20 protein-coding genes are annotated in these 21031 nt (G+C 66.9%); 6 read left to right on the top strand and 14 right to left on the bottom strand.

The window, feature by feature from the left end:
- Positions 1-124: 124 nt before the first annotated feature.
- From AC3WT0_RS17405 to sdhC, 6 genes are all read right to left on the bottom strand, one after another.
- Entirely contained in the window at positions 125-580 is a 456-nt protein-coding gene (locus AC3WT0_RS17405) for a hypothetical protein (RefSeq protein ID WP_492754703.1), read from the bottom strand.
- 83 nt (positions 581-663) lie between these two features.
- Positions 664-2085: a cell envelope integrity protein CreD gene (creD, locus tag AC3WT0_RS17400; protein ID WP_492754702.1), complete on the bottom strand. Its 1422-nt coding sequence runs from the start codon at positions 2083-2085 to the stop codon at positions 664-666.
- A 148-nt stretch (positions 2086-2233) separates the two neighbouring features.
- Entirely contained in the window at positions 2234-2887 is a 654-nt protein-coding gene (locus AC3WT0_RS17395; protein WP_492754701.1) for a PEPxxWA-CTERM sorting domain-containing protein, read from the bottom strand.
- Between the two features lie 194 nt (positions 2888-3081).
- Positions 3082-4875, bottom strand: a complete 1794-nt coding sequence (sdhA, locus tag AC3WT0_RS17390; protein ID WP_492754700.1) for a succinate dehydrogenase flavoprotein subunit — start codon at positions 4873-4875, stop codon at positions 3082-3084.
- Entirely contained in the window at positions 4875-5264 is a 390-nt protein-coding gene (gene sdhD, locus AC3WT0_RS17385; protein ID WP_492754699.1) for a succinate dehydrogenase, hydrophobic membrane anchor protein, read from the bottom strand. The genes sdhA and sdhD overlap by 1 nt, the downstream gene beginning before the upstream one ends.
- A complete protein-coding gene (gene sdhC / locus AC3WT0_RS17380) occupies positions 5264-5674 on the bottom strand; it encodes a succinate dehydrogenase, cytochrome b556 subunit (RefSeq protein WP_492754698.1) in 411 nt (136 codons plus the stop codon). The genes sdhD and sdhC overlap by 1 nt, the downstream gene beginning before the upstream one ends.
- A 153-nt stretch (positions 5675-5827) precedes the next feature.
- Between sdhC and AC3WT0_RS17375 the strand changes: the two genes are divergently transcribed.
- The 3 genes from AC3WT0_RS17375 to AC3WT0_RS17365 are packed head-to-tail and all read left to right on the top strand — an operon-like array spanning position 5828 to position 8875.
- The gene (locus AC3WT0_RS17375; RefSeq protein ID WP_492754697.1) at positions 5828-7192 is read left to right on the top strand and encodes a methyl-accepting chemotaxis protein; all 1365 of its coding nucleotides are present in this window, start codon (positions 5828-5830) and stop codon (positions 7190-7192) included.
- 59 nt (positions 7193-7251) lie between these two features.
- Entirely contained in the window at positions 7252-7932 is a 681-nt protein-coding gene (locus tag AC3WT0_RS17370; protein ID WP_492754696.1) for an SDR family NAD(P)-dependent oxidoreductase, read from the top strand.
- Entirely contained in the window at positions 7922-8875 is a 954-nt protein-coding gene (locus tag AC3WT0_RS17365; RefSeq protein ID WP_492754695.1) for a 50S ribosomal protein L11 methyltransferase, read from the top strand. Before AC3WT0_RS17370 ends, AC3WT0_RS17365 begins: the two co-directional genes overlap by 11 nt.
- 57 nt (positions 8876-8932) lie before the next feature.
- Here AC3WT0_RS17365 and AC3WT0_RS17360 read toward each other — a convergent pair whose 3' ends face one another.
- The 3 genes from AC3WT0_RS17360 to AC3WT0_RS17350 all read right to left on the bottom strand — a co-directional run bounded on the left by AC3WT0_RS17360 (position 8933) and on the right by AC3WT0_RS17350 (position 12248).
- Complete coding sequence (locus AC3WT0_RS17360; RefSeq protein ID WP_492754694.1) at positions 8933-9553, bottom strand: hypothetical protein; 621 nt, start codon at positions 9551-9553, stop codon at positions 8933-8935.
- Positions 9554-9634: 81 nt separating this feature from the next.
- Positions 9635-10501, bottom strand: coding sequence for a phenylalanine 4-monooxygenase (phhA, locus tag AC3WT0_RS17355; RefSeq protein WP_492754693.1), 867 nt, complete (start codon positions 10499-10501; stop codon positions 9635-9637).
- Between the two features lie 67 nt (positions 10502-10568).
- A complete protein-coding gene (locus tag AC3WT0_RS17350; protein ID WP_492754705.1) occupies positions 10569-12248 on the bottom strand; it encodes an acyl-CoA dehydrogenase family protein in 1680 nt (559 codons plus the stop codon).
- A gap of 117 nt (positions 12249-12365) precedes the next feature.
- On the opposite strand from AC3WT0_RS17350, the gene AC3WT0_RS17345 reads away from it, so the two are divergent.
- Genes AC3WT0_RS17345 through AC3WT0_RS17335 form a run of 3 tightly spaced genes read left to right on the top strand, consistent with a single transcriptional unit; the run spans position 12366 to position 14578 of the window.
- Entirely contained in the window at positions 12366-13364 is a 999-nt protein-coding gene (locus AC3WT0_RS17345) for an NAD-dependent epimerase/dehydratase family protein (RefSeq protein WP_492754692.1), read from the top strand.
- The gene (locus tag AC3WT0_RS17340) at positions 13354-14292 is read left to right on the top strand and encodes an L-threonylcarbamoyladenylate synthase (RefSeq protein ID WP_492754691.1); all 939 of its coding nucleotides are present in this window, start codon (positions 13354-13356) and stop codon (positions 14290-14292) included. The genes AC3WT0_RS17345 and AC3WT0_RS17340 overlap by 11 nt, the downstream gene beginning before the upstream one ends.
- A gap of 43 nt (positions 14293-14335) precedes the next feature.
- Positions 14336-14578, top strand: coding sequence for a putative hemolysin (locus tag AC3WT0_RS17335; protein WP_492754690.1), 243 nt, complete (start codon positions 14336-14338; stop codon positions 14576-14578).
- Positions 14579-14676: 98 nt separating this feature from the next.
- Here AC3WT0_RS17335 and galU read toward each other — a convergent pair whose 3' ends face one another.
- From galU to AC3WT0_RS17310, 5 genes are all read right to left on the bottom strand, one after another.
- On the bottom strand, positions 14677-15546 hold the full coding sequence (gene galU, locus AC3WT0_RS17330; RefSeq protein WP_492754689.1) for a UTP--glucose-1-phosphate uridylyltransferase GalU: 870 nt from the start codon (positions 15544-15546) through the stop codon (positions 14677-14679).
- Positions 15547-15621: 75 nt separating this feature from the next.
- Positions 15622-16155 carry a peptide-methionine (S)-S-oxide reductase MsrA gene (msrA, locus tag AC3WT0_RS17325; protein ID WP_492754688.1) on the bottom strand — a complete coding sequence of 178 codons (534 nt, stop codon included), beginning with the start codon at positions 16153-16155 and terminating at the stop codon, positions 15622-15624.
- 82 nt (positions 16156-16237) lie between these two features.
- Positions 16238-17407, bottom strand: coding sequence for an HlyD family type I secretion periplasmic adaptor subunit (locus AC3WT0_RS17320; RefSeq protein WP_492754687.1), 1170 nt, complete (start codon positions 17405-17407; stop codon positions 16238-16240).
- A 3-nt stretch (positions 17408-17410) separates the two neighbouring features.
- Positions 17411-19519: an ATP-binding cassette domain-containing protein gene (locus AC3WT0_RS17315; protein WP_492754686.1), complete on the bottom strand. Its 2109-nt coding sequence runs from the start codon at positions 19517-19519 to the stop codon at positions 17411-17413.
- Complete coding sequence (locus AC3WT0_RS17310) at positions 19516-20874, bottom strand: TolC family protein (protein ID WP_492754685.1); 1359 nt, start codon at positions 20872-20874, stop codon at positions 19516-19518. Before AC3WT0_RS17310 ends, AC3WT0_RS17315 begins: the two co-directional genes overlap by 4 nt.
- Positions 20875-21031: the final 157 nt, after the last annotated feature.

The raw sequence follows: 21031 nt of genomic DNA, 5'->3' as shown, positions 1-21031 counted from the left end.
AGATGTGTATAAGAGACACCCCCCACCCGGCCTCCCATCCAGGATACACTCTGTGGGAGGCCGGGTGGGGGAGCGGGCCGGCGCCGCGAGATGCGCGATCAGCGCATCTCACAACGCCAGACTATTACCAGCCGCGCCAGCCGCCGAAGCCGAAGCCGCCCCAGCGCGGACCCCAGGGGGCCCAGGCGCCCCAGCTCCAGGCCGGATCGGCATAATCCTCAGCCGTCATCTGACGTTCGTCGGCGAGCTGCTTGGCAGCCTGCGCCTTGCGCAGTTCACCGAAAGCGGCCTGATCGCCGACATAGATGCAGTTGCACGCCTTGGGATCGGGATAAACGTAGACGATGTTGTCGCCGACCACGCGACGCGACAGCTTGTCGGCGGGAAGGCGGGCCATCATCGCCTGCTGATCGGGCGTGGTGGCGGGCTTGGCTTCGAAACCGGCGGCGGCGAGGCTGTCCTCGAAACGATCGATCGACTTGGTCGAGGCGGCGGATGCGGGGGCGGCTGCGGCGGCCGCCACGGTAAAGGCCGCGGCCGTGAACAGCATCGTCATCTTGCGGCGAACATTATGTGCCATTTGACTCCTCCTTCGGTTTCTTCCGGTGTCGAAACGCCTGTTATCCACATGTCCAACAGAATGTCGACCATACCAATAAGTGACTATACGGATAGACTATCACCCGCAGGGGCATCCGGGAGGATCCCCGCATCGTCGGGCCGCCCGGCACCCGCGCTTGCCCAGTCGAGCCGGCGCGTCGCATACATCACCACGCCGAGGCCGACGAAGAGTAGCAGCGCCCCGATCAGCAGGGAATAAGCCTCAAGGCTAAGCAGCACATAAAGCACCGCATAGAGCGCGACGAGCAGCCCGCCGACATAGGCCGCGCGGCGGCGACTGCGCAGGACGGCGGCCGAATAGAGCCCGATCTGACCGATGATCGCCGCACTCGCCGCCACATAGGCGATGTTGAAGCCGACGATCTCGGCCAGCGCCAGCAACAACACGAAGAACAGCACCAGCCCGGCACCGACGAGCAGATATTCCGCGCCGGCCACGCGCACGCCGCCGATCACGTCGAACATCAGGAAGGCGAGGAAGGTGAAGCCGATGAACAGGAACCCGTATTTTACCGCGCGATTGACCTGCGCGTAGAGATCGACCGGCTGGACGAGCGTCACGCGCGCCTCGCGATCGCCGGCGGGTGCGCTCTCATAATAATTGCGCGCCTTCGCGCTGTCGCCGGCATCGCCCGTGCTGGCGAGCGAACGGCCAAGCGCGAGATTGCCGACCCGCCAGCTTGCGACGAAGCCCTTGTCGTCGACGCGGCGCGATGCGGGCAGGAAGCCGCCCTGGAAGCTGGGGTGCGGCCAGGGCGAGCTCAGCGTCCAGCGGGTATCGCCGCCAAGCGGCTTGAGCGTCAGCCAACCATTGCCGCGAAAAGCATAAGCGAAGTGCGTGCCGATCGCCCCGGCCCTGAGCGCAGAGGCGTCGAGCGGTGCGAAGAATCCCGACCCGCCGCTTTCCGCCAGCCCCTTCCCCGGCTGCAGCGCGAGTGTCTTGCCGGCGACGGTGACGACGGGCGGGGCGCCGAACAGGCCGCGCGGATCGGACAGGCCGAAGCGCAGCTCGGCACGGTCGAAGGCGATCGTCTCCGGCTTAACGCCCAGCCGTGCGAGGTCGGACGGCAGTACGAAACGCGCCGCACCCTTCAAATCGGCTTCATAGACGACCGTCTCGTAGATCGAGCGCCGACGGTGCTCGGGGCGCATCCTGGTGTCGATCGCGGCGATCTCGGGCGCCAGCACCAGCTCGCGCCAAACGCTGTGGCTGCGCGTCACGGGCGCGCCGCCCTCGCTGACCGTCTCGGTCGCGACATCGGCATAGGGAATGACCAAAACCGGGCCGGCGATGGTCTGTGGCCCGCCCCAGCCTTCGGCGATCGAGGCGCGTGCCGTTTCGGACTGCGACTGGCGATCATAGACCAGCAGATAGATCGAAAAGAGCGGAATACTCAGCGCAAGGCCGATCAATATTGCGACGATCAGCTTGCCGCCGTTCGTGCGTTCAGCTTTCGAATACATGCCCGTCTCCTCCGTGGGACGGGGGGAAATCATGCGCAATGTGGCGCACGATCAAGCCTCATATTGTCGCAATTGGTCGCGATTTGTCGTGGAGCAAGCGTAACCGCGGATGCCCCGCCCCGTTTCCGGGGCATCCGGCCGAAAGCGATCAGGCGGCGGCGAACCTCGCGCGGCGACGCATCGCGCCACCCACCATGCCGAAGCCGGCGATCAGCATCGCCCACGTCGCGGGCTCGGGAACGGCATTGCCTTCGACGAAGATGCGCACGCCGGCATCGTTGAAGTCGTTCCAGTCCGACGAGAAGACCGAGGCGAACATGTGCGACTGGCCGACCGGCGTGTTGAGATCGCCGAAGCCCGCCCAGCCGCTCGCGCCGAACTCGCCCGAGCCGAACAGCACGGCATAGGTGCCGGCGGCAAGCGTCAGCGGCAGCGCCGCCGACTGATCGTGCGTGCCCGATGTGACGGCGAACACGGTGTGGCCGAGGCTTATGCCGGCGATCGCGCCGGGCGCGGCGGCGGGCAGCGCGTCGAGCGACGCGAGCGGAATGATCGCCGCGTAGATGGTGCCCGACGGAAAACCGCCGAACTGGCCGCCGACGGCGGTGATGTCGGTGGTCTGCGTCAGCGTGAAGGCCGCACCCATATAATGGCCGCTCTGGACGATATATTCGCCGGTATCGTCGCCGGTGTAGCTGGCGGTTTCATAAAGGGTCGCCGCTTCGGCCGGAGCCGGAAGCGCAGCAGCGAAAAGCACCGGCGAGAGGGCGCCGGCAAGGATCATAGCACGGGATTTGAGCATGTTACTTCCCCAACGAGTCGTTAACGACATGTCGGGGCTACGCCGCGTCGAAGACTCTCGGGCGAAAGAAAAATTAACTTTTTGCAATGTGTTAGGAGCGCCCTGCGTCCTGAAATGACGGCGGGGGCGCCGCAGCCATTTCGCGCGGCGATGCGCGAATGCGAAGCGGGCGGAGCCTTCGCCCCGCCCGTCGATCAGTAAACGCGCTTCTTGGGTTTGATATAATCGATCTCGTCAGTCAGCGTGTAATCGTGGACCGGGCGATAATCGATCGCGACCTCGCCGTTCGCATAATCGAACGTGCTGATCGTGTGCTTCATCCAGTTCTTGTCGTCGCGATCCGGATGATCCTCGTGCATGTGTGCGCCGCGGCTTTCGGTGCGGTTGGCGGCCGAGTGCATCGTCACCACCGCCTGGCCGATCAGATTGTCGAGCTCAAGCGTCTCGACCAGATCGGTGTTCCAGATCAGGCTCTTGTCGGTGACGTGCAGGTCGGTCATGCGCTTCGCGACCTGATCGATATGCGTCATACCTTCGGCAAGCAGCTCGGTCGTGCGGAACACGGCGGCGTGGCGCTGCATCGTCTTCTGCATGTCGAGGCGGACCTCGGCCGTCGGCGAGGCGCCATTGGCGTTGCGATATTTGTCGAGACGCGCCAGCGCGGGTTCGGCCGAATCCTGGGGAAGCGGCGCAGGCGCGCTGCCCGGCTTGACGATGTCGGCGATGCGCTTGCCCGTCGCGCGGCCGAACACCACGAGATCGATGAGCGAGTTGGAGCCGAGGCGGTTCGCGCCGTGGACCGAGACGCACGCCGCCTCGCCCACTGCGAACAGGCCGGGGACGACCGCATCGGGATTGCCGTCCTTCAGCTGGACGACCTCGCCATGATAGTTGGTCGGGATGCCGCCCATATTATAGTGGACGGTCGGCACCACCGGCAGCGGCTGGCGCGTCAGATCGACGCCGGCGAAGATCTTGCCGGTCTCGGTGATGCCCGGCAGACGCTCCGCCAGCACCTTGGGGTCGATATGGTCGAGGTGAAGGTAGATATGGTCCTTCTCCTTGCCCACGCCGCGTCCTTCGCGGATTTCCATCGCCATCGAGCGCGACACGACGTCGCGCGAGGCGAGATCCTTGGCCGACGGGGCATAGCGCTCCATGAAGCGCTCGCCTTCCGAATTGGTGAGGTAGCCGCCTTCGCCGCGCGCACCTTCGGTGATGAGCACGCCCGCGCCGTAGATGCCGGTCGGGTGGAACTGGACGAATTCCATGTCCTGCAGCGCCAGCCCCGCGCGCAGCGCCATGCCGCCGCCGTCGCCCGTGCAGGTGTGCGCCGAAGTCGCCGAGAAATAGGCGCGACCATAGCCGCCCGTCGCCAGCACGACCGACTTGGAGCGGAAGCGGTGGATCGTGCCGTCTTCCATGCACAGCGCGATCACGCCGCGGCACTCGCCATCGACCATGATCAGGTCGAGCGCGAAATATTCGATGAAGAAATCGGCGTCGTAGCGCAGGCTCTGCTGGTAGAGCGCGTGCAGCATCGCGTGGCCGGTGCGGTCGGCGGCCGCGCAGGTGCGCTGCGCGGGCGGGCCTTCGCCCATATTCTGCATCATGCCGCCGAAGGGACGCTGGTAGATCTTGCCCGCGTCGGTGCGGCTGAAGGGCATGCCGGCATGCTCGAGTTCGTAGACCGCAGCCGGGGCCTCGCGGACCATATATTCGATCGCGTCCTGGTCGCCGAGCCAGTCGGAACCCTTGACGGTATCGTACATGTGCCAGGTCCAGTGATCCGGGCCCATATTGCCCAGCGAAGCGGCGATGCCGCCCTGCGCCGCGACGGTGTGCGATCGGGTGGGGAACACCTTGGTGATGCAGGCGGTCTTGAGCCCGTTCTGCGCACATTCCATCACCGCGCGGAGGCCGGAGCCGCCGGCCCCGACGACGACCGCGTCATAGGTGTGATCGATGATCTTATAGGCGTCGGACATCATGCATGCGTCCCGGTGAAGGCGATCTTGAGGACCGAGAAGGCGGCCAGCGCGCCAAGCCCGATCACATAGGCGTTGAGGAGGACGAGCGCGCCGAGCTTCAGCCCTTCGTCATGCACATAATCCTCGATGAAGACCTGCAGGCCGAGGCGGACATGGTAGAAGACCGAGGCGATCAGCAGCAGCATCGGCACCGCGACCAGCGGCTGGCCGAGCCAGGCCGAAACCGTTGCATAGTCAAGCGAAGGCAGGCGAAGCAGCGAGACGATGAACCAGACGACAAGCGCCAGGTTGAACACCGCCGTCAGCCGCGAATGCCAGAAATGATGCGCGCCTTCATGCGCCGAGCCGAGGCCGCGCACGCGACCCAGTTCAGTCCCGCGTCCCATCAGAAGGCCCCCTTGAAGATCAGGATCCAGACGATCGCGGTCAGCGTGATCGAGACGAGGAAGGTGAGCGAGGCCCATTTGCGGTTGGCCTTCAACTCATAGCCCGCACCGGTATCGAGCATGAGGTGACGCAGGCCCGAGCAGAGATGCTGGAAGAAGGACCAGGTGATACCGATGCCGACGATGACCAGCAGGATGTGAACCAGCGGGTGCGCGATGCATTCGAGCAGCGCGGCATAGGCGTCCGGCCCGCTTGCCGCCGCCGCCAGCCAGGCGGTGAACAGCACGAGGCCGGCGGTCGCCATCGCGATCCCCGTCGCGCGGTGGACGATGGACACCGCCATATGCGGCCCCCATTTCCAGATGGAGAGGTGCGGCGAGAGCGGCCGCGCGGGATTTCGATGTGCCATGGCTTTCCCGTATCTGATCCGGTCGCGAGCCTCTTAGCGCATGATGCGACGGGTGCAACCGCTCTGCTGCGCCCGCGAGAGATTAACGATTAACCGTGGCTTTACCTCCCCGGTTTAACAGTCACCCGCGCAAGCAGTGTTCGGGAGTAGCTCATGGCGGGGGTCAAGGTTTTCGGCGGTGTCGAGGCGGAAAGTTTCAGGAGCCGCATTTCGCTTGCCGATCGACTCGCCGATTTCGATCGCGACGGCAACTTTGCGGCCGATTGCCGCGAGGTCGCGGCGTTGATCGAAGGGCGCGAGCTTGAGATTGCGGGCGAATTCTGGGCCTATTTCAACGCCTCGCCGCGCATGCCGGTCAAGACCGAAGGCGCCGATCTCGAGCGCGCGATCGCGAGTTCGGCCGACTATATCCGGCTTGGCTATAATGACCCGACCTCGCAGCAATGGGCCGATCTCGCGCTGGACTATGCGCGGCTGACTCAGGCGGCGGGCATTCCGCAGGCGACCTTGCTTGCCGCTTTGTCGCACGCCCATAAAACCACATATCGCCTCATTTTCGAGACAAGCGCGGGCGATCCCGATCGCCATCAGCGGCTGATGGATGCGATCATGCGACTCGCGCTGATCGAGGCCGACCTGATGTCGTCCTACATCGCCGAATATCAGGCATTCCTCGCGCGCTCCGAGCGCGTCGAGCATGCCGACCTGTTCAAGAACCGGATCGCGGGCGAAGTCTCCAGCGCCTTCTCGCTCGGCGAGACGCTGCGCGGCCAGGCCAATGAAGCGTCGGAAGCCGCGCGCGGCATGCTTGGCAAGGCATCCGAAGTCGCCGCCGCCGCCGAGCAGTCGGCGATCGCGATGCGCGAAGCGGCGCACACCGCCGCCGGCCTGATCCGCGCGATCGAGGAAGCGCGCAGCGAAGTCGAGATCGCGGCGGACGTGGCGACGCGCGCCGCGACGCAGGCGACGAGCGCGGTCAGCATGTCCGAAGCGCTGAGCGGCCATGCCCAGTCGATCGAATCGATCCTCGGCCTGATCCGCGACATTGCCGGGCAGACCAACCTCCTCGCGCTCAACGCGACGATCGAGGCCGCGCGCGCGGGCGATGCGGGACGCGGCTTCGCCGTCGTCGCGCAGGAAGTGAAGACGCTTGCCAACCAGACGGCGCGCGCGACCGACGATATCGCCGCGCGCATCGCGACCATCCAGGCAGCGACGCGCACCACGGTCGACGCCAACGGATCGATCCGCGACACGGTGGGCGAGGTGCAGCAGAGCGCCGACCGCATCCGCGCCGCGATGGAAACGCAGGCGCGCACCGTGACGATGATCACCGCCGCCGTCGACGAGACCGCGCTGGCCGCCGATTCGATGTCGACCACGATCGCGGCGATCCGCAGCGACACCGAATCCGTCGCCTCGGAAATCGACGAGTTGGAAGCGGGCTTCCGCAAGGTCGACTCGCAGCTCAGCCACCTGAAGCTGGCCGCCGATGATTATGTGAGGCTGGTGGCCTGATACCTCCGGGGGCCGCCGCCCCCCCTTCCCTTTCACGCAGCCGGGGCTAAACCCCGCGCATGACCACGATCCTCCTGACCGGCGCGACGCGCGGCATCGGCGCCGCCTGCAGCGCCGCGCTTGCCGACCAGTCGCTGCTCGGCACCGGCAGCGCCGATGGCGACCTTGCCGATCCCGCCACCCCGGCGCGCATCTGGGAAAAGGCGCTCGATACGCTCGGCGGGCGGATCGACGTGCTGATCAACAATGCCGGCATCTTCGAGGCGACGCCGCTCGACGCCGATGACGATGCCTGGCTCGCCGGGTGGGAGCGGACGATGCAGGTCAATCTCACCGCATCGGCGCAGCTCTGCCGCCTCGCCGTCCGTCATTTCCAGGCCAATGGCGGCGGGCGCATCGTCAATATCGCCAGCCGCGCTGCCTATCGCGGCGACAGCCCGGCGCACTGGCATTATGCCGCATCCAAGGCCGGCATGGTGGCGATGACCAAGACAATCGCGCGCGGCTATGCCCGCGAGGGCATCTATGCCTTTGCCGTCTGCCCCGGCTTCACCATGACGGGCATGGCCGAGGAGTATCTGGCGAGCCGCGGCGGCGACGCATTGCTTGCCGACATTCCGCTGGGCAAGGTCGCCGATCCCGAGGAAGTGGCGTCGGCCGTGCGCTATCTCGCGCTTCAGGCGCCGCCTTCGATGACCGGGGCGGTGATCGACATCAACGGAGCAAGCTATGTCCGCTAAGCGCACATCGGAGAAAGCGGCGCCCGCCGGCGAAAGCTGGAAACTGACGCTGCCCTGCACCAAGGCCGAGGCGGAGATGCTGGCCGGCGACATAACCGCGCTTGCCGCGCTCGATCCACAGCCGGTGCTGATGACGAGCGAACCCGACCCCGCGAAGCCCGACGCATGGCAGCTCGACGCCTATTTCGACGGCAAGCCCGACAAGAAGACGGTCGATCTGATCCACGGACTCGTGCCGAGCGCCAGGAAGGCGAAGCCGGTGCTGGAGCGCGTGCCCGACGCCGATTGGGTGACGATCAGCCAGCAGGGCCTGGAGCCGGTCCATGCCGGCCGCTTCTTCGTCCACACCTCGACCTTCGATGGCGAGCCTCCCGCCGGCAGCATCCCCTTCCTGATCGAGGCGGGCCTCGCCTTCGGCACCGGCCAGCATGAAACGACCACCGGCTGCCTCCAGACGCTCGATCTGCTCAAGCGGCGCGGCGCGATGTTCCGCAACGTCATCGACGTGGGCACGGGCACCGGCCTGCTCGCCTTCGCCGCGATGAAGCTGTGGCCGCTCGCCTTCGCGACGGCATCGGATATCGATCCGGTCTCGATCCGCGTGACCGCCGAGAATGCCGGGATCAATCGCATTCCCCTCGGCCCCGCGCGCGGGCAGCTTGCGCTGGCCGTCGCCGAAGGGCTCGACGACCGGCTGATCGTCGCACACGCTCCATTCGACCTGATCATCGCCAACATCCTCGCCCAGCCGCTGATCGACCTTGCGCCCGATATCGGCGCGGCGCTGAAGCCGGGCGGGACGCTGATCCTTGCCGGCCTGCTCGACACGCAGGCCGACCGTGTCGCCGCCGCCTATCGCCAACAGGGTCTGCGGCTTGCCGGCAGCATCACCAATGGCGACTGGCCGACGCTCCGGATGGTGAAGCGCAGGTTCACAAGATAAGAAAATGGGGCGGCCGCAACGTGCGACCGCCCCGCTCTTTGGGCCTCGGGAAAGTCTTCAGATCGACTGATGCGGCGCCGCGACCTTGGCCTGGATCAGCGGCGCGGCATCGCTGGCGGGTTTCGCCTGCGTCGCTGGCGTCGTCGCGCCGGGCTTGGCCCCGACCACACAATCTCCCTTGTTCTGCTCGACAACCTTGGGCGCGTGGTCCGGCCCCATCGAGGTCATCTGGATGCTGCGGCTACACGTGCCGCCGCTGCCGCTGCTCGTCGAGACGAAACTGTAATGGACGGTGCCCGCAGGCATCGACTTGAGCGCCGCCATGTCGAAGGTGGGAGCGGCCGACGCCGGCTGCGCCGCGACCATGGCATCGACATGCGCCACCTGCCGAAGCATCGCTTCGACCTGCTTGCTCATTTCCGCGCTGATCTCGTCGACCATCGCGAAGGGCGTGGCATCCGAACCGTCGCCGGCGGGCGCGAAATCATCGGGCGCCACGCTGGGCGCCTGCGCGACTTCGACCTGCGGCGGGATGTCGCCATAATAATGAATCTGCGCCACCGAACCGTCGGGCAGCGCGACGCTCATGACATGCGCATCCTTGCCGGCCGCAAAGGCGGCCGTCGCAACGGCGAGCGCTCCCATGCCCGCAAGCGCCGTCCTGACCCTCAATCGCATTGGGAAAGCTCCGTCCCTGAAACCCGGCGGCGATAGTCGCTTTTCATGCTGAATGCAGCCTGACTGGCAGCAATCGCACGCCTATCCCTTCCCCAGCACATAAGCCTGCGTGCCGCGCGTGATGACGCGGTCGCCCGGGACAATCGCGTCGACCGCGATGTCGGGAAGCGCTTCGAGTTCGGCATAGAGCGGTGCGAAATCGGTCTCTACCGTGACGCGCAGCAGCTCCTCGAAGCTCGGGATCACGAAATAGCTCTGCTGATAATCGTCGATCCGATAATCGGTGCGCATCACGCGCTTCAGGTCGAAGCCGATGCGGTTGGGGCTGGGGTCGTCGAGCGCGAAGATGCTCTCGCCCTTCGACGAGACGATGCCCGATCCATAGATGCGCAAGCCGCCGGCTTCCTCGACCAGCCCGAACTCGACCGTGTACCAGTAGAGCCGCGCCAGCTTCTTGAGCGATCCATGGCGCATCGCGCGCAGCCCGCCCTGCCCATAGGCCACCATGTAATCGGCGAAGACCGGATCGGCGAGCATCGGCACATGGCCGAACACGTCGTGAAAGACGTCGGGCTCCTGCAGATAATCGAGCTGGTCGCGGCGGCGGATGAAATTGCCCGCGACGAAACGGCGATTGGCGAGATGATCGAAGAAGACGTCATCGGGCACGAGGCCGGGGACGGCGACCACGCTCCACCCCGTCGCCCGCGTCAGCCGTTCGGACAATTCCTCGAAATCGGGAATGCCGGGCTTGGAGAGCTTGAGCACGTCCAGCCCGCGCAGCCACGCCTCGGAGGCGCGGCCGGGCAGCAGCTTCGCCTGCCGATCGAACAGCAGATCCCAGGTCGCATGATCCTCGGCCGTATAAGCGGCCCAGTTCTGCGGTATCGTCCAGTCGGCCCCCGCCCCTTCCGGCGGCCGATCGAGCACATGCGTTTCAGCCATCATGCAGCGATGATAGCACCGCACCGGCGCTTGTCGATCAACGTAGATTTACGGATGGGATGGACGGCGGTCACGCCATCAACGCATCCTCATCGACGGTGTAGAGCAGCGCCGCGCCGCCCGTCGCCCCGGCCTCGAGGCCCAATGCCTCGGGGACGATGCGTTCGAGGTAGAAGCGCGACGCCGCCTTCTTCATCGCGAGGAAGGCCGGATCGCCCCCGGCCGCCGCCGCCGCCTTCTCCTGCCGCGCCATCAGCCAGCCGGCGACCAGCACCGACACCATGGTGAGGAAGGGATAGCTGCCTGCCTGCCGATCCTCGGCGCTGGCGCCCGACAGCTGCGTGCCGACATGCTCGACCGCGGCGGTGAGCGCAGCCAGCTCCGGCACGGCGTCGCGCTTCACGTCGGCGATCAGGCGGCGGAACACCTCGCCGCCCTCGAGGCCCAGCTTGCGCCCGACGAGGTCGGCGGCCTGGATGCCGTTGGTGCCTTCGTAGATCGGGGCGATGCGGGCATCACGATAATGTTGCGCCGCGCCCGTTTCCTCGATGAAGCCCATGCCGCCATGAACCTGAACGCCGATCGAGGTGACTTCGCAGCCGATATCGGTGCCATAGGCCTTGGCGAGCGGGGTGAGCAGATCGAGCCGCGCCCTGGCGTCGGCATCGCCCAGATGGCCGCGATCGAGCTGGCCGGCGGCATAGTAGATGAGCGCGCGGGCGGCCTGCGTCAGCGCCTTCATGCGCAGCAGCATCCGCCGCACGTCGGGATAATGGACGATCGTCGCCCCGCCCTGCGCGCGTTCGCGGGCGTAGACGACGGCCTGCTGCGTCGCGCGCTCGGCGATCTGCACGCCCTGCAGCCCGACATTGAGGCGGGCATTGTTCATCATCGTGAACATCGCACGCATGCCCGCATTTTCCGGGCCGATCAGCCAGCCGTGGCAATCGCCATTGTCGCCGTAGGACATGACGCAGGTCGGCGAGGCGTGGATGCCCAGCTTATGTTCGATCGAGACGCAGCGGACGTCGTTGGGCGTGCCGTCGAGCCTGATCTTGGGCACGAGGAAGAGCGAGATGCCGCGCGTCCCATCGGGCGAACCCGGCGTACGGGCGAGGACGAGGTGGACGATATTGTCCGTCAGGTCGTGCTCGCCGAAGGTGATGAAGATCTTGGTGCCGGCGATGCGCCACGATCCGTCGCCAGCCGGAGTCGCCTGCGTGCGCAGCGCGCCGACATCGGAACCCGCCTGCGGCTCGGTGAGGTTCATCGTGCCGTTCCATTCGCCCGAGACCAGCCTGGGCAGCCAGGTCTCGCGCTGCTCGTCGGTGCCGTGCGCGATCAGCGCCTCGATCGCACCGGGGGTCAGCATGTTGATGAGCGAGAAGCCCATGTTCGCAGTGCCGAGATCCTCCATCACCACCGTCGCCAGCACATGGGGAAGCCCCTGCCCGCCGAACGCCTCGGGCGCGGAGATGCTGCCCCAGCCATTTTCGACGAAGGCGCGATAGGCGGCGTGGAAGCCCTCTGGCATCGAAACCGTGCCGTCCTTCCACACTGCGCCCACTTCGTCGCCGATCCGGTTGAGCGGCGCATATTCGCCCTCGGCAAAGGCGCCTGCGCCTTCGACGATCGCATCGACCAGATCGGGCGTGGCGGCGGCATAGCGCTCGTCGGCGGCGAGATCGGCGATGCCGACGACATGATCGAGGACGAAACGCTGTTCGGTAACGGGCGGAGTATAGCTCATGGGATCATCGGCCTTGCCTGCGGTTTCGCGCCGCGTATAGCTCCGCTCCATGATCCTCACAAATCAGCCGATCCGCCGTTACGGCATGGCCGATGGCAACGCCCAGGGGTTGCGCGGATGAAGCGAATCCTCGTCACCGGCGCGGCCGGGTTCATCGGCTATCACGTCGCGGCGCAGTTGCTGGCGCGCGGCGATGCGGTCGTCGGGATCGACGATTTCAACGCCTATTATGCGCCCAAGCTGAAAGAGGATCGCGCCGCCGACCTCAAGGCGCGCTTCGGCGACGCCTTTGCGATGAAGCGGCTCGACTTCGCCGACGATCAGGCGCTCGATGCCGCGCTGGCGGGCGAGGCGCTGACCGACATCGTCCATCTCGGTGCGCAGGCAGGCGTGCGCCATTCGATCGACAATCCCCGTGCCTATGCCCGCGCCAATCTGGTCGGCCATCTCAACCTGCTCGAAATCGCGCGAGCGCGGGGCGTGCCGACGGTCTATGCCTCCTCCTCCTCGGTCTATGGCGGCAACAAGAGCCTGCCGTTCAGCGTGGGCGACCGCGTCGACCACCCCGTCTCGCTTTATGCCGCGACCAAGAAGGCCGACGAGCTGATGAGCGAGAGCTATGCGCATCTCTATCGCATCCCGCTCACCGGCCTGCGCTTCTTCACGGTCTATGGCCCCTGGGGCCGGCCCGACATGGCGGCATGGCTGTTCACCGATGCGATACTGGCGGGCCGGCCGATCCCGGTGTTCAACCATGGCGAGATGCGGCGCGACTTCACCTATATCGACGATATCGTCGCGGGCGTGATCGCGAGCGTCGACCGGCCGCCGCAGGACGACGGCGCCCCCAAGCCGGGCGGCAGCACCGCCCCGCACCGCATCTACAATATCGGCAACAACCGGTCCGAGAAGCTGACCGACCTGATCACCACGATCGAGCAGGCGTGCGGGCGCGAAGCGATCCGCGAGCTGCTGCCGATGCAGCCCGGCGACGTGCCCGAAACCTTTGCCGACATATCGGCGATCGCCGCCGATCTGGGCTATGCGCCGACGACGCCGATCGCCGTCGGCATTCCGCGCTTCGTCGACTGGTATCGTGCCTATCATGACGTCTGACACGCGCATCCTGCCCTTCGGTGAGGCAGCGATCGCCGAGGCGGCGACGCTGATCCGCGCGGGCCGCCCGGTCGCAATCCCGACCGAGACGGTTTACGGCCTCGCCGCCGACGCAACCGATGCCGATGCGGTGGCGGGCATCTATGCCGCCAAGGGGCGCCCTTCCTTCAATCCGCTGATCGTGCATGTGCCCGATGTCGAGGCCGCCGCGCGGCTGGCCGATGTCGATGCCGTCGCCGCGCGACTGGCGGCGACATTCTGGCCGGGGCCGCTGACCATGGTGCTGCCCGCGCGCGAAGGCGGCCCGATCGCGCGCATCGCAACTGCGGGCCTCGCGACGATCGCGCTGCGCGCGCCCGCCCACCGCGCGATGCGCGCCTTGCTCGCCGCGGCTGACCGGCCGCTGGCAGCGCCTTCGGCCAATGCCAGCGGGACGATCAGCCCGACGCGCGCCGAGCATGTCGCGCGCAGCCTTGGCGGGCACATCCCGCTGATCATCGACGACGGTGCGACGGGCGTCGGCATCGAATCGACGATCGTCGCGGTCGCGCCCGACCGCCTCCGCCTGCTCCGCCCCGGCCCCATCCTGCCCGAGGCGCTGGCCGAGGCGACGGGATTGCCGATCGAAGGCGCGACGCCCGGGCCGATCGAGGCACCGGGGCAGATGACCAGCCATTATGCCCCCGCCAAGCCTTTGCGGCTGGGCATCGACGGCGACCCCGGCGATGCTTATCTGATCGGCTTCGGCCCCGGCGCGAGCGATTATGCGCTGAGCCAAACGGGCGATCCGGTCGAGGCCGCAGCGCGGCTGTTCGACGCGCTCCATGCCGCCGACTTGTCCGATCGCGCGAGTATCGCGATCCGCCCCATTCCCGATGCCGGGCTGGGGGCCGCGATCAACGACCGGCTGCGGCGCGCGGCGGCTTGACGCGGCGGCGCGATCTGCTTTCCTCGGCACAGGGAGAAACGAGATGAAACGCCTCTGCCTACTGACGCCTCTGATCGCCGCCGCCTGCGCCAATCACGCGCCCAGCCAGCCGGCGCCGGCGATCGGCATGGCCAATCCGGCGTCGGTCTATTGCGCGAAGCGCGGCGGCAAGGTCGAGATCCGCAAGGAAAGTGATGGCGAGCGCGGCTACTGCCACCTGCCCGATGGCCGGATCATCGACGAGTGGGACCTGTATCGCGCCGACCAAAAGGCCACCGCGAAATAATCCCCCGTCATTGCGAGGAGCATGGCGACGAAGCAATCCAGCCCGATGCCGGGCATTTCTGGATTGCTTCGCTACGCTCGCAATGACGGCGCGTAGGCTCAGTCCTTCAGCAGATCGACCGCGAAGGCGCGGACTTCCGGCCCGATATCCTCGCGCTGGAGCGCCAGCACCAGATTGGCCTGGATATAGCCGGCCTTGTCGCCGCAATCATACCGCGTCCCGTCGAAGGTGACGGCATGGAAGGGCTGCTTGCCGATCATCGTCGCCATGGCGTCGGTGAGCTGGATCTCGCCGCCCGCGCCCTTTTCCTGCCCGGCGAGGACATCCATCACTTCGGGCTGGAGGATGTAGCGGCCGATGACCGCAAGGTTGGACGGCGACGTGCCCTGCCTGGGCTTCTCGACCAGCCCCTTCACCTCGGTGATCGCGCCGTCGCGGCCGCCGGGCGTGACGACGCCGTACATGTGCGTGCGATCCTCGGGCACTTGCTGCGCGCAGATGACGTTGCCGCCGCCGATGCGGTGATAGGCGTCGACCATCTGGCGGAGGCAGCCGGGCTGGCCGACCATGAGATCGTCGGCGAGGAGGACGGCGAAGGGCTCGTCACCGACGATGTCGCGCGCGCACCACACGGCGTGGCCGAGGCCCATCGGCTCCTGCTGGCGGACATAGGCGACCGCGCCGGGCTTCATCCGCGTATCGCGCAGCAGGTCGAGCGACTTGCCGCGCGTCGTCATCGTGTTCTCGAGCTCGTAGGCGATGTCGAAATGGTCTTCGATCGCCGATTTGCCGCGACCGGTGACGAAGATCATCTGCTCGATCCCCGCCTCGCGCGCTTCGTCTACCGCATATTGGATCAGCGGACGATCGACGATCGGCAGCATTTCCTTGGGCATCGCCTTGGTGGCGGGCAGGAAGCGCGTGCCGAGGCCGCCCACGGGAAAGACGGCCTTGCGAACTGGTTTCATCGAAGCGGACTCCATGGCAGGTCGGCGTGGCTTTAAGTGACACCGCCGACCTAGCCAAGTAGCCTCAAGATCGATTTAACGCTTCAACCGGGCGGCGTAACTTTTGCGGAACTTCTGGAGCTTGGGCGCGACCACAGCGACGCAATAGGGATTGGACGCCCCTTCGCGCTCGAAATATTCCTGATGATAATCCTCGGCCGGCCACCACTCGCCCGGCTTCTCGATTGTCGTCACGATTGGCTTGTCCCAATCGGTCTGCGCCCGCGCGATCGCGGCACGCGCCTCGGCCTCCTGCTCGGCGTCGAGCGGGAAGATCGCGGTGCGATACTGGGTGCCGACATCATTGCCCTGCCGGTTGAGCTGGGTCGGGTCGTGGGTGTGGAAGAAGATATCGAGCAAGTCGGCATAGCTGATCTGATCGGGATCGAAGCTCAGCCTGACGGCCTCGGCATGGCCGGTGTCGCCGCCGCACACCTGCTTGTAGGTCGGCCGGTCGAGATGCCCGCCGATATAGCCGCTCTCGACCGATGAGACACCGATAACGTCGTCGAACACGGCCTCGGTGCACCAGAAGCAGCCGCCAGCGAGTATTGCGGTTTGAGTGGTCATAGCGATTTTGCTTTCCGCTTTGGGATGGACGCGGGAGATGGGGTGCGCGTGGCCCTACGTCAACGAAGCCGATAGGCCCGACTTACCGCTCCCCCAGCGATTCCGACGTCGTCTTGGTGATCGGCTTGGTGAGGTAGCGGAACACGGTGCTGCGCCCGGTCTTGATCTCCACCGTCGCGGTCATGCCCGGCTGGATGGTGATCGTCTCGCCGGGCTCGTGCGGGCGCATGCGGCGCGTGTCGACGGCAAGGCGGACGCGGTAGAAAGTCTCCGCCGGCGCGCCCGGCCGCTCCTCGGTCAGCGTATCGGGCGAGACGAAGGTCACCCGCCCTTCCGCCGCGCCATAGATCGAGCTGTCATAGGCGTCGAACTTGACCGAGGCGGTCTGCCCCACGCGCACGAAGGCGATGTCCGCCGGCGAGACCTTGGCTTCGACGATCAGCGCGTCGGCGGTGGGCACGATGCTCAGCATCTCCTCGCCGGGCTGGAGCACGCCGCCGACCGTGGTCACGCGGATATTCTTGACCACGCCGTCGGTGGGCGCGACCAGATCGGCGCTGCCCAGCGCATCGGCGCGCTGGGTGAGCATCTGCTGCGCGGAAACGAGCTGTTCCTCGGTCTGCGCATATTCGGTCTGCAGATCGGCAAGGTAGCGCGCGCGACGCATCGCGATCTGGCCGTTGATGTCGGCGACGTTGCGCTGCATCCGGATAATCTCCGATCGCGCAACGTCTCCGCTCGCGACCAGCGGCTGGTTCATCCCCAGTTCCTGCCGCGCCAGCCGCGCCTGCGCCTCGAGCGCGTTGATATCCGCCGCATTGGAGGCGCGGCGCTGCGCATAGAGCTGGCGCTGGTTGGCGACGAAATCGGGGAAGGCTTGCACGTCCGCCGGGAAAGCCAGCGGCTTGTTGAACAGCTCGGCCTGGATGCGGACCATTGCGCTTTTAAGCCCCGCGACGCGCGCGCGCGCTTCATCGGCGCCCGCGCCCAGCTTGATCTTGTCGAGCGTGACGAGCAGCTGGCCCTTCTTGACCGTCTGCCCCTCGCGCACCCTGATTTCCTTGATCACTCCGCCATCGGCGCTCTGCACCAGCTGCACGCGCCCACTGGGGATCGCGACGCCGCGCGCACGGGTGATCTGGTCGAGCTCGGCCCAGAGCGACCAGATGATGAAGGCGAAAACGGTGACGGCGCTGAGCAGGATGATCCAGTTGGCGGCGCTCAGCCCGGCCTTGCGGCGATGCGTCTCCATGGCTCAGGCCGACTCCACCCGGGGTGGCGCGGGCGGCTCGGTCGAGACCTGCGCGGGGCGCTTGGGCGCGAGCCGCGCCACCACTTCGGACGTCGGCCCGTCGAGGATGATCCGTCCGCCGGCCATCACCACGACACGCTGGACGAGCGCAAGCAGCTGCAGCTTGTGCGTGACGAGGACCAGCCGGCCGCCGCTGCCCAATTTTTCCTGGATCGCAGCCAGCACCATATTCTCGGTCGCCTGATCGAGATTGGCGGTCGGCTCGTCGAGCAGCATCGTCGAAGGCGCGGCAAGCAGCATCCGCGTGAGCCCGGTCAGCGCGCGCTGACCTCCCGAAAGCCCGCGCCCGCCCTCGGCGATCGGCAGGTCGAGCCCGCGCGGATGCGCCGAGATGATCGGCGCGAGGCCGCTCTTCGCCGCAACCTCCATCAGCTTGTCGTCGCCGGGATTGGCAAGGCCGAGCAGCAGATTGTCGCGCAGCGTGCCGTTCACCAGCCGGATGTCCTGCGGCAGATAGCCGATATGGCGGCGCACCACGTCGCTGGCGATCTGGCTGAGATCGAGCCCGCCCGCCATCGCCTGCCCCTGCTGCGGCGCATAGATGCCGGACATCAAACGGAGCAGCGTCGACTTGCCCGATCCGACCCCGCCGATGATCGCGACGCGCTCGCCTTCGGCGACCTCGAACAGCGGAATGTCGATCGCTTCGCGCGCGCCCGGATAGGCGAACTTGACGCCTTCGAGGCGCAGCGGCCCGGTAAGGCGTTCGGGGCGGAGGCTGACGACACCCGCCGCGTCGTCCATCGGCATGGCGAGGATGCGGTCGAGCGCGCGCAGCGACGAGCGCGCATAGCCCCACTGGACGATGAAATTGGGCAACGTCGCGACGAGCGGCCCGTTCACCCGCCCGGCGATGATCGTGCAGGCGATAAGGCCGCCCATCGTCATGTTGCCGCGCGTCACCTCGATCGCGCCGAAGGCGACGAGCGCGACATAGGAAAGCTGCTGGAGCGTCGAGAAGATCGAACCGGCCATCGAGGACCAGCGCTTCACCGGATCCTCATAATGATGGATGTCGTCCATCAGGCGGTTCCAGCGGCCCAGCATGTGCCAGTGGCCGCGATTGGCCTTCACCGTTTCCGCCGCGTCGAGCGATTCGACGAGCAGGCCGTTCTTGCGGTTGGCGCTGACCTGCGCCTTGTCGGTGTCGTTGCGGATCAGCCGTGCGAACAGCCAGCCCAGCCCCAGCGCGATCGGGAAGGTCAGCAGCGGCACGATGACGACCGGGCCGCCGATCGCCGCGATGACCGCGAGGAAAAACAGGGCGAAAGGCAGATCGGCGACAAGGAAGAGCGAGCCCGACGACATCATCGCGCGCACCTGTTCCAGCCCGCGCAACTGCGCCGCCATCGTGCCCACTTCGGGCGGGCGGGCGTCGAGCCGCACGGCCTGCGACCGGGCGAAGAAGAATTCGGAAATCTCGGCGTCGATCGTCGCCGCCTCGCGCTCGACCATCAGCGCGCGCACCGTCCTCAGCAGGAAGTCGAGCGCGAGGGCGACAAGCACGCCGACTGTCAGCACCCACAGGGTCGAATAGCCCGCGCGCGGGATCACGCGATCATAGACCTGCATCGAATAGAGCGAGGTCGCGAGCGTGATGATGTTGGCGACCAGCGTCGCCAGCGCGGCGCTCAGCAGGATATTCTTGCGCGCCATCAGCGCGCGCCAGAAAATGTCGATCGCGCGCGGCGTGCTCGTCCGCTTCACCGGATCGGGCAGATCGAGGTCGAAGAAGATCATGTCCGCCGACCAGCGCACCGTCGCCGCGCCCGCGTCGCTCACCACGCGCAGGTCGTCGACATTCTCCCATTGCTCGGCCAGCACCCAGCCGAGATCGAGCGTATAGGCGAAAAGCGGGAAGCGATCGGCGCGCGGCCTGCCTTCGATCGGCACCGGCGGCGCCCAGCGCGCATGGGTGGCAAGCCGGCGCAGCCCGTCGCGCCCGTCGAAATCCTCGTCGCCGGTCAGCACGTCGCCATACCAGTTGGGGGCTAGTTCCACGCCACGCTGGCGGGCCAGCAGGGGGACGAGGTGAAGAAGGCCGGTACTCATGGCTCGTTCGCGCTTCCAGGGGTGGGCTGCCAGCGACAGGTGCGCAGCAGGATGCGCGCATTGGTCGCCATGGCGTCGATTTCGGTATCCGCCTGCGTCAGCTCGGCATCGGTCGCCTCGCGCACGGCGTTCATCACGTCGAACCAGCTGCGGCCGTTGGCGGTGAACTGGCGCTTGTAGGACTCAGTGACGACGCGCGTCGCGACGGCGGCCTTGGCGGCCTCGACGATGCGCTGCCGGTCGGCCTCATTCTGCGCGAGATCGGCGGCGAGCAGCTGGCGCAGGTCGCGCTCGGCAACGCCGACGTCGAGGTCGGCGGACTGGCGGCGCAGCTTGGCGGCGTCGATCGCGGTCAGGTTGGAGAGCCCGCCGCTCGTCTGCGCGCGCAGCACCACGCCCACGCGGTCGCCCGTCACCTCATTATGCGAATATTGGGCGCTGAGCTGGGGCAGGGCCTGGCTGGTCACCACCTCGACATTGGCCTTGGCGGCCAGCGCCTGCGCGGTCAGCCGCTGGCGCGTCGGGCTGCACGTCACCCCCTGTTCCAGCGCCTGCGCGGGATCGGGATGATGAACGCGCGCGTCATAGGTCGGCACGTTGCCCGGATCATAATTCTGGTCGCCGACCAGCTCGCGGAGCGCCTGGAGCGCCGCCGCGCGCGAGGCGACCGCCGCCGCCAGCCGCTGCTCGAGCTGCGCGACGCGCGACTGGGCAAGGTCGAGATCGGCGCGCGGGCTGATTTCCTGCTCGATGCGCCGCGTGATCGTCTCGACCAGCCGGCGATGCTCGGCCAGGCCTTCGTCGAGGATCGCCGCATCGACCGCCGACTGCGCCAGCGCATAATAAGCGTCGCTGAGCCGCACCGCGATCGCGAGCGCGGTTTCGAGCAGCGCCGCATCGGCCGCCAGCTTGTCGGCCTCCGCACGCTTGATCGTGCCGTCGATCCGTCCGCTCGCCCACAAGGGCTGCTCGACGACGACGTTGGCGGTCACGCCATTATCGCCGGTGATCGTCTTGCGCCCGCCGGCATAGGCGAAGCCCTCGACGCTGACGCTGGGATAGCTGAGCCATTTCGCGCCCTTCACGTCGGCGCGCGCGGCGCGGATCTGCGCCTTGGCCGATCGGATGGCGGGATAGCTGCCAAAGGCCTGCTCGATCGCCCGGTTGAGCTCGGGCGTCACCCCCGGCGGCCGATCCAGAATGGCGGTGTCTGCCGCAGCCGTGGCGGGTGCGGCGGGACCGTATGCGTCCTGCGCGAAGGCGCCTGCCGGAAGCGCGCAGAGCATAGCCGCCGACACGCCCCTCGCAAGGGGCGCGCGCCAGGCAAATGCCCGAAGCCGCTTCACAGTCGCCACGCCGCTCACTCCGCCAAACCGCCCCCGGTCGCGCCGAACGCCTGCCCCCGCGCCTCTATCGGCATATCGGCCACGGATATGCCGGCTTAGTCATGGTTAACGCCATTTGCAAACCAGCCCCACGCGCCCCGGAAACCCTTCGTCGTCCCGGCGTAGA

Source organism: Sphingomonas sp. EU05-FHT14C10 (assembly GCF_058790595.1).
This window is presented reverse-complemented; position numbering and strand designations above follow the sequence as displayed.

Bases quoted from the DNA above. Each gene is read 5' to 3' on its own strand.
- AC3WT0_RS17405 (WP_492754703.1), bottom strand. From the start codon at position 580: ATGGCACATAATGTTCGCCGCAAGATGACGATGCTGTTCACGGCCGCG.
- creD (WP_492754702.1), bottom strand. From the start codon at position 2,085: ATGTATTCGAAAGCTGAACGCACGAACGGCGGCAAGCTGATCGTCGCA.
- AC3WT0_RS17395 (WP_492754701.1), bottom strand. From the start codon at position 2,887: ATGCTCAAATCCCGTGCTATGATCCTTGCCGGCGCCCTCTCGCCGGTG.
- sdhA (WP_492754700.1), bottom strand. From the start codon at position 4,875: ATGTCCGACGCCTATAAGATCATCGATCACACCTATGACGCGGTCGTC.
- sdhD (WP_492754699.1), bottom strand. From the start codon at position 5,264: ATGGGACGCGGGACTGAACTGGGTCGCGTGCGCGGCCTCGGCTCGGCG.
- sdhC (WP_492754698.1), bottom strand. From the start codon at position 5,674: ATGGCACATCGAAATCCCGCGCGGCCGCTCTCGCCGCACCTCTCCATC.
- AC3WT0_RS17375 (WP_492754697.1), top strand. From the start codon at position 5,828: ATGGCGGGGGTCAAGGTTTTCGGCGGTGTCGAGGCGGAAAGTTTCAGG.
- AC3WT0_RS17370 (WP_492754696.1), top strand. From the start codon at position 7,252: ATGACCACGATCCTCCTGACCGGCGCGACGCGCGGCATCGGCGCCGCC.
- AC3WT0_RS17365 (WP_492754695.1), top strand. From the start codon at position 7,922: ATGTCCGCTAAGCGCACATCGGAGAAAGCGGCGCCCGCCGGCGAAAGC.
- AC3WT0_RS17360 (WP_492754694.1), bottom strand. From the start codon at position 9,553: ATGCGATTGAGGGTCAGGACGGCGCTTGCGGGCATGGGAGCGCTCGCC.
- phhA (WP_492754693.1), bottom strand. From the start codon at position 10,501: ATGATGGCTGAAACGCATGTGCTCGATCGGCCGCCGGAAGGGGCGGGG.
- AC3WT0_RS17350 (WP_492754705.1), bottom strand. From the start codon at position 12,248: ATGAGCTATACTCCGCCCGTTACCGAACAGCGTTTCGTCCTCGATCAT.
- AC3WT0_RS17345 (WP_492754692.1), top strand. From the start codon at position 12,366: ATGAAGCGAATCCTCGTCACCGGCGCGGCCGGGTTCATCGGCTATCAC.
- AC3WT0_RS17340 (WP_492754691.1), top strand. From the start codon at position 13,354: ATGACGTCTGACACGCGCATCCTGCCCTTCGGTGAGGCAGCGATCGCC.
- AC3WT0_RS17335 (WP_492754690.1), top strand. From the start codon at position 14,336: ATGAAACGCCTCTGCCTACTGACGCCTCTGATCGCCGCCGCCTGCGCC.
- galU (WP_492754689.1), bottom strand. From the start codon at position 15,546: ATGAAACCAGTTCGCAAGGCCGTCTTTCCCGTGGGCGGCCTCGGCACG.
- msrA (WP_492754688.1), bottom strand. From the start codon at position 16,155: ATGACCACTCAAACCGCAATACTCGCTGGCGGCTGCTTCTGGTGCACC.
- AC3WT0_RS17320 (WP_492754687.1), bottom strand. From the start codon at position 17,407: ATGGAGACGCATCGCCGCAAGGCCGGGCTGAGCGCCGCCAACTGGATC.
- AC3WT0_RS17315 (WP_492754686.1), bottom strand. From the start codon at position 19,519: ATGAGTACCGGCCTTCTTCACCTCGTCCCCCTGCTGGCCCGCCAGCGT.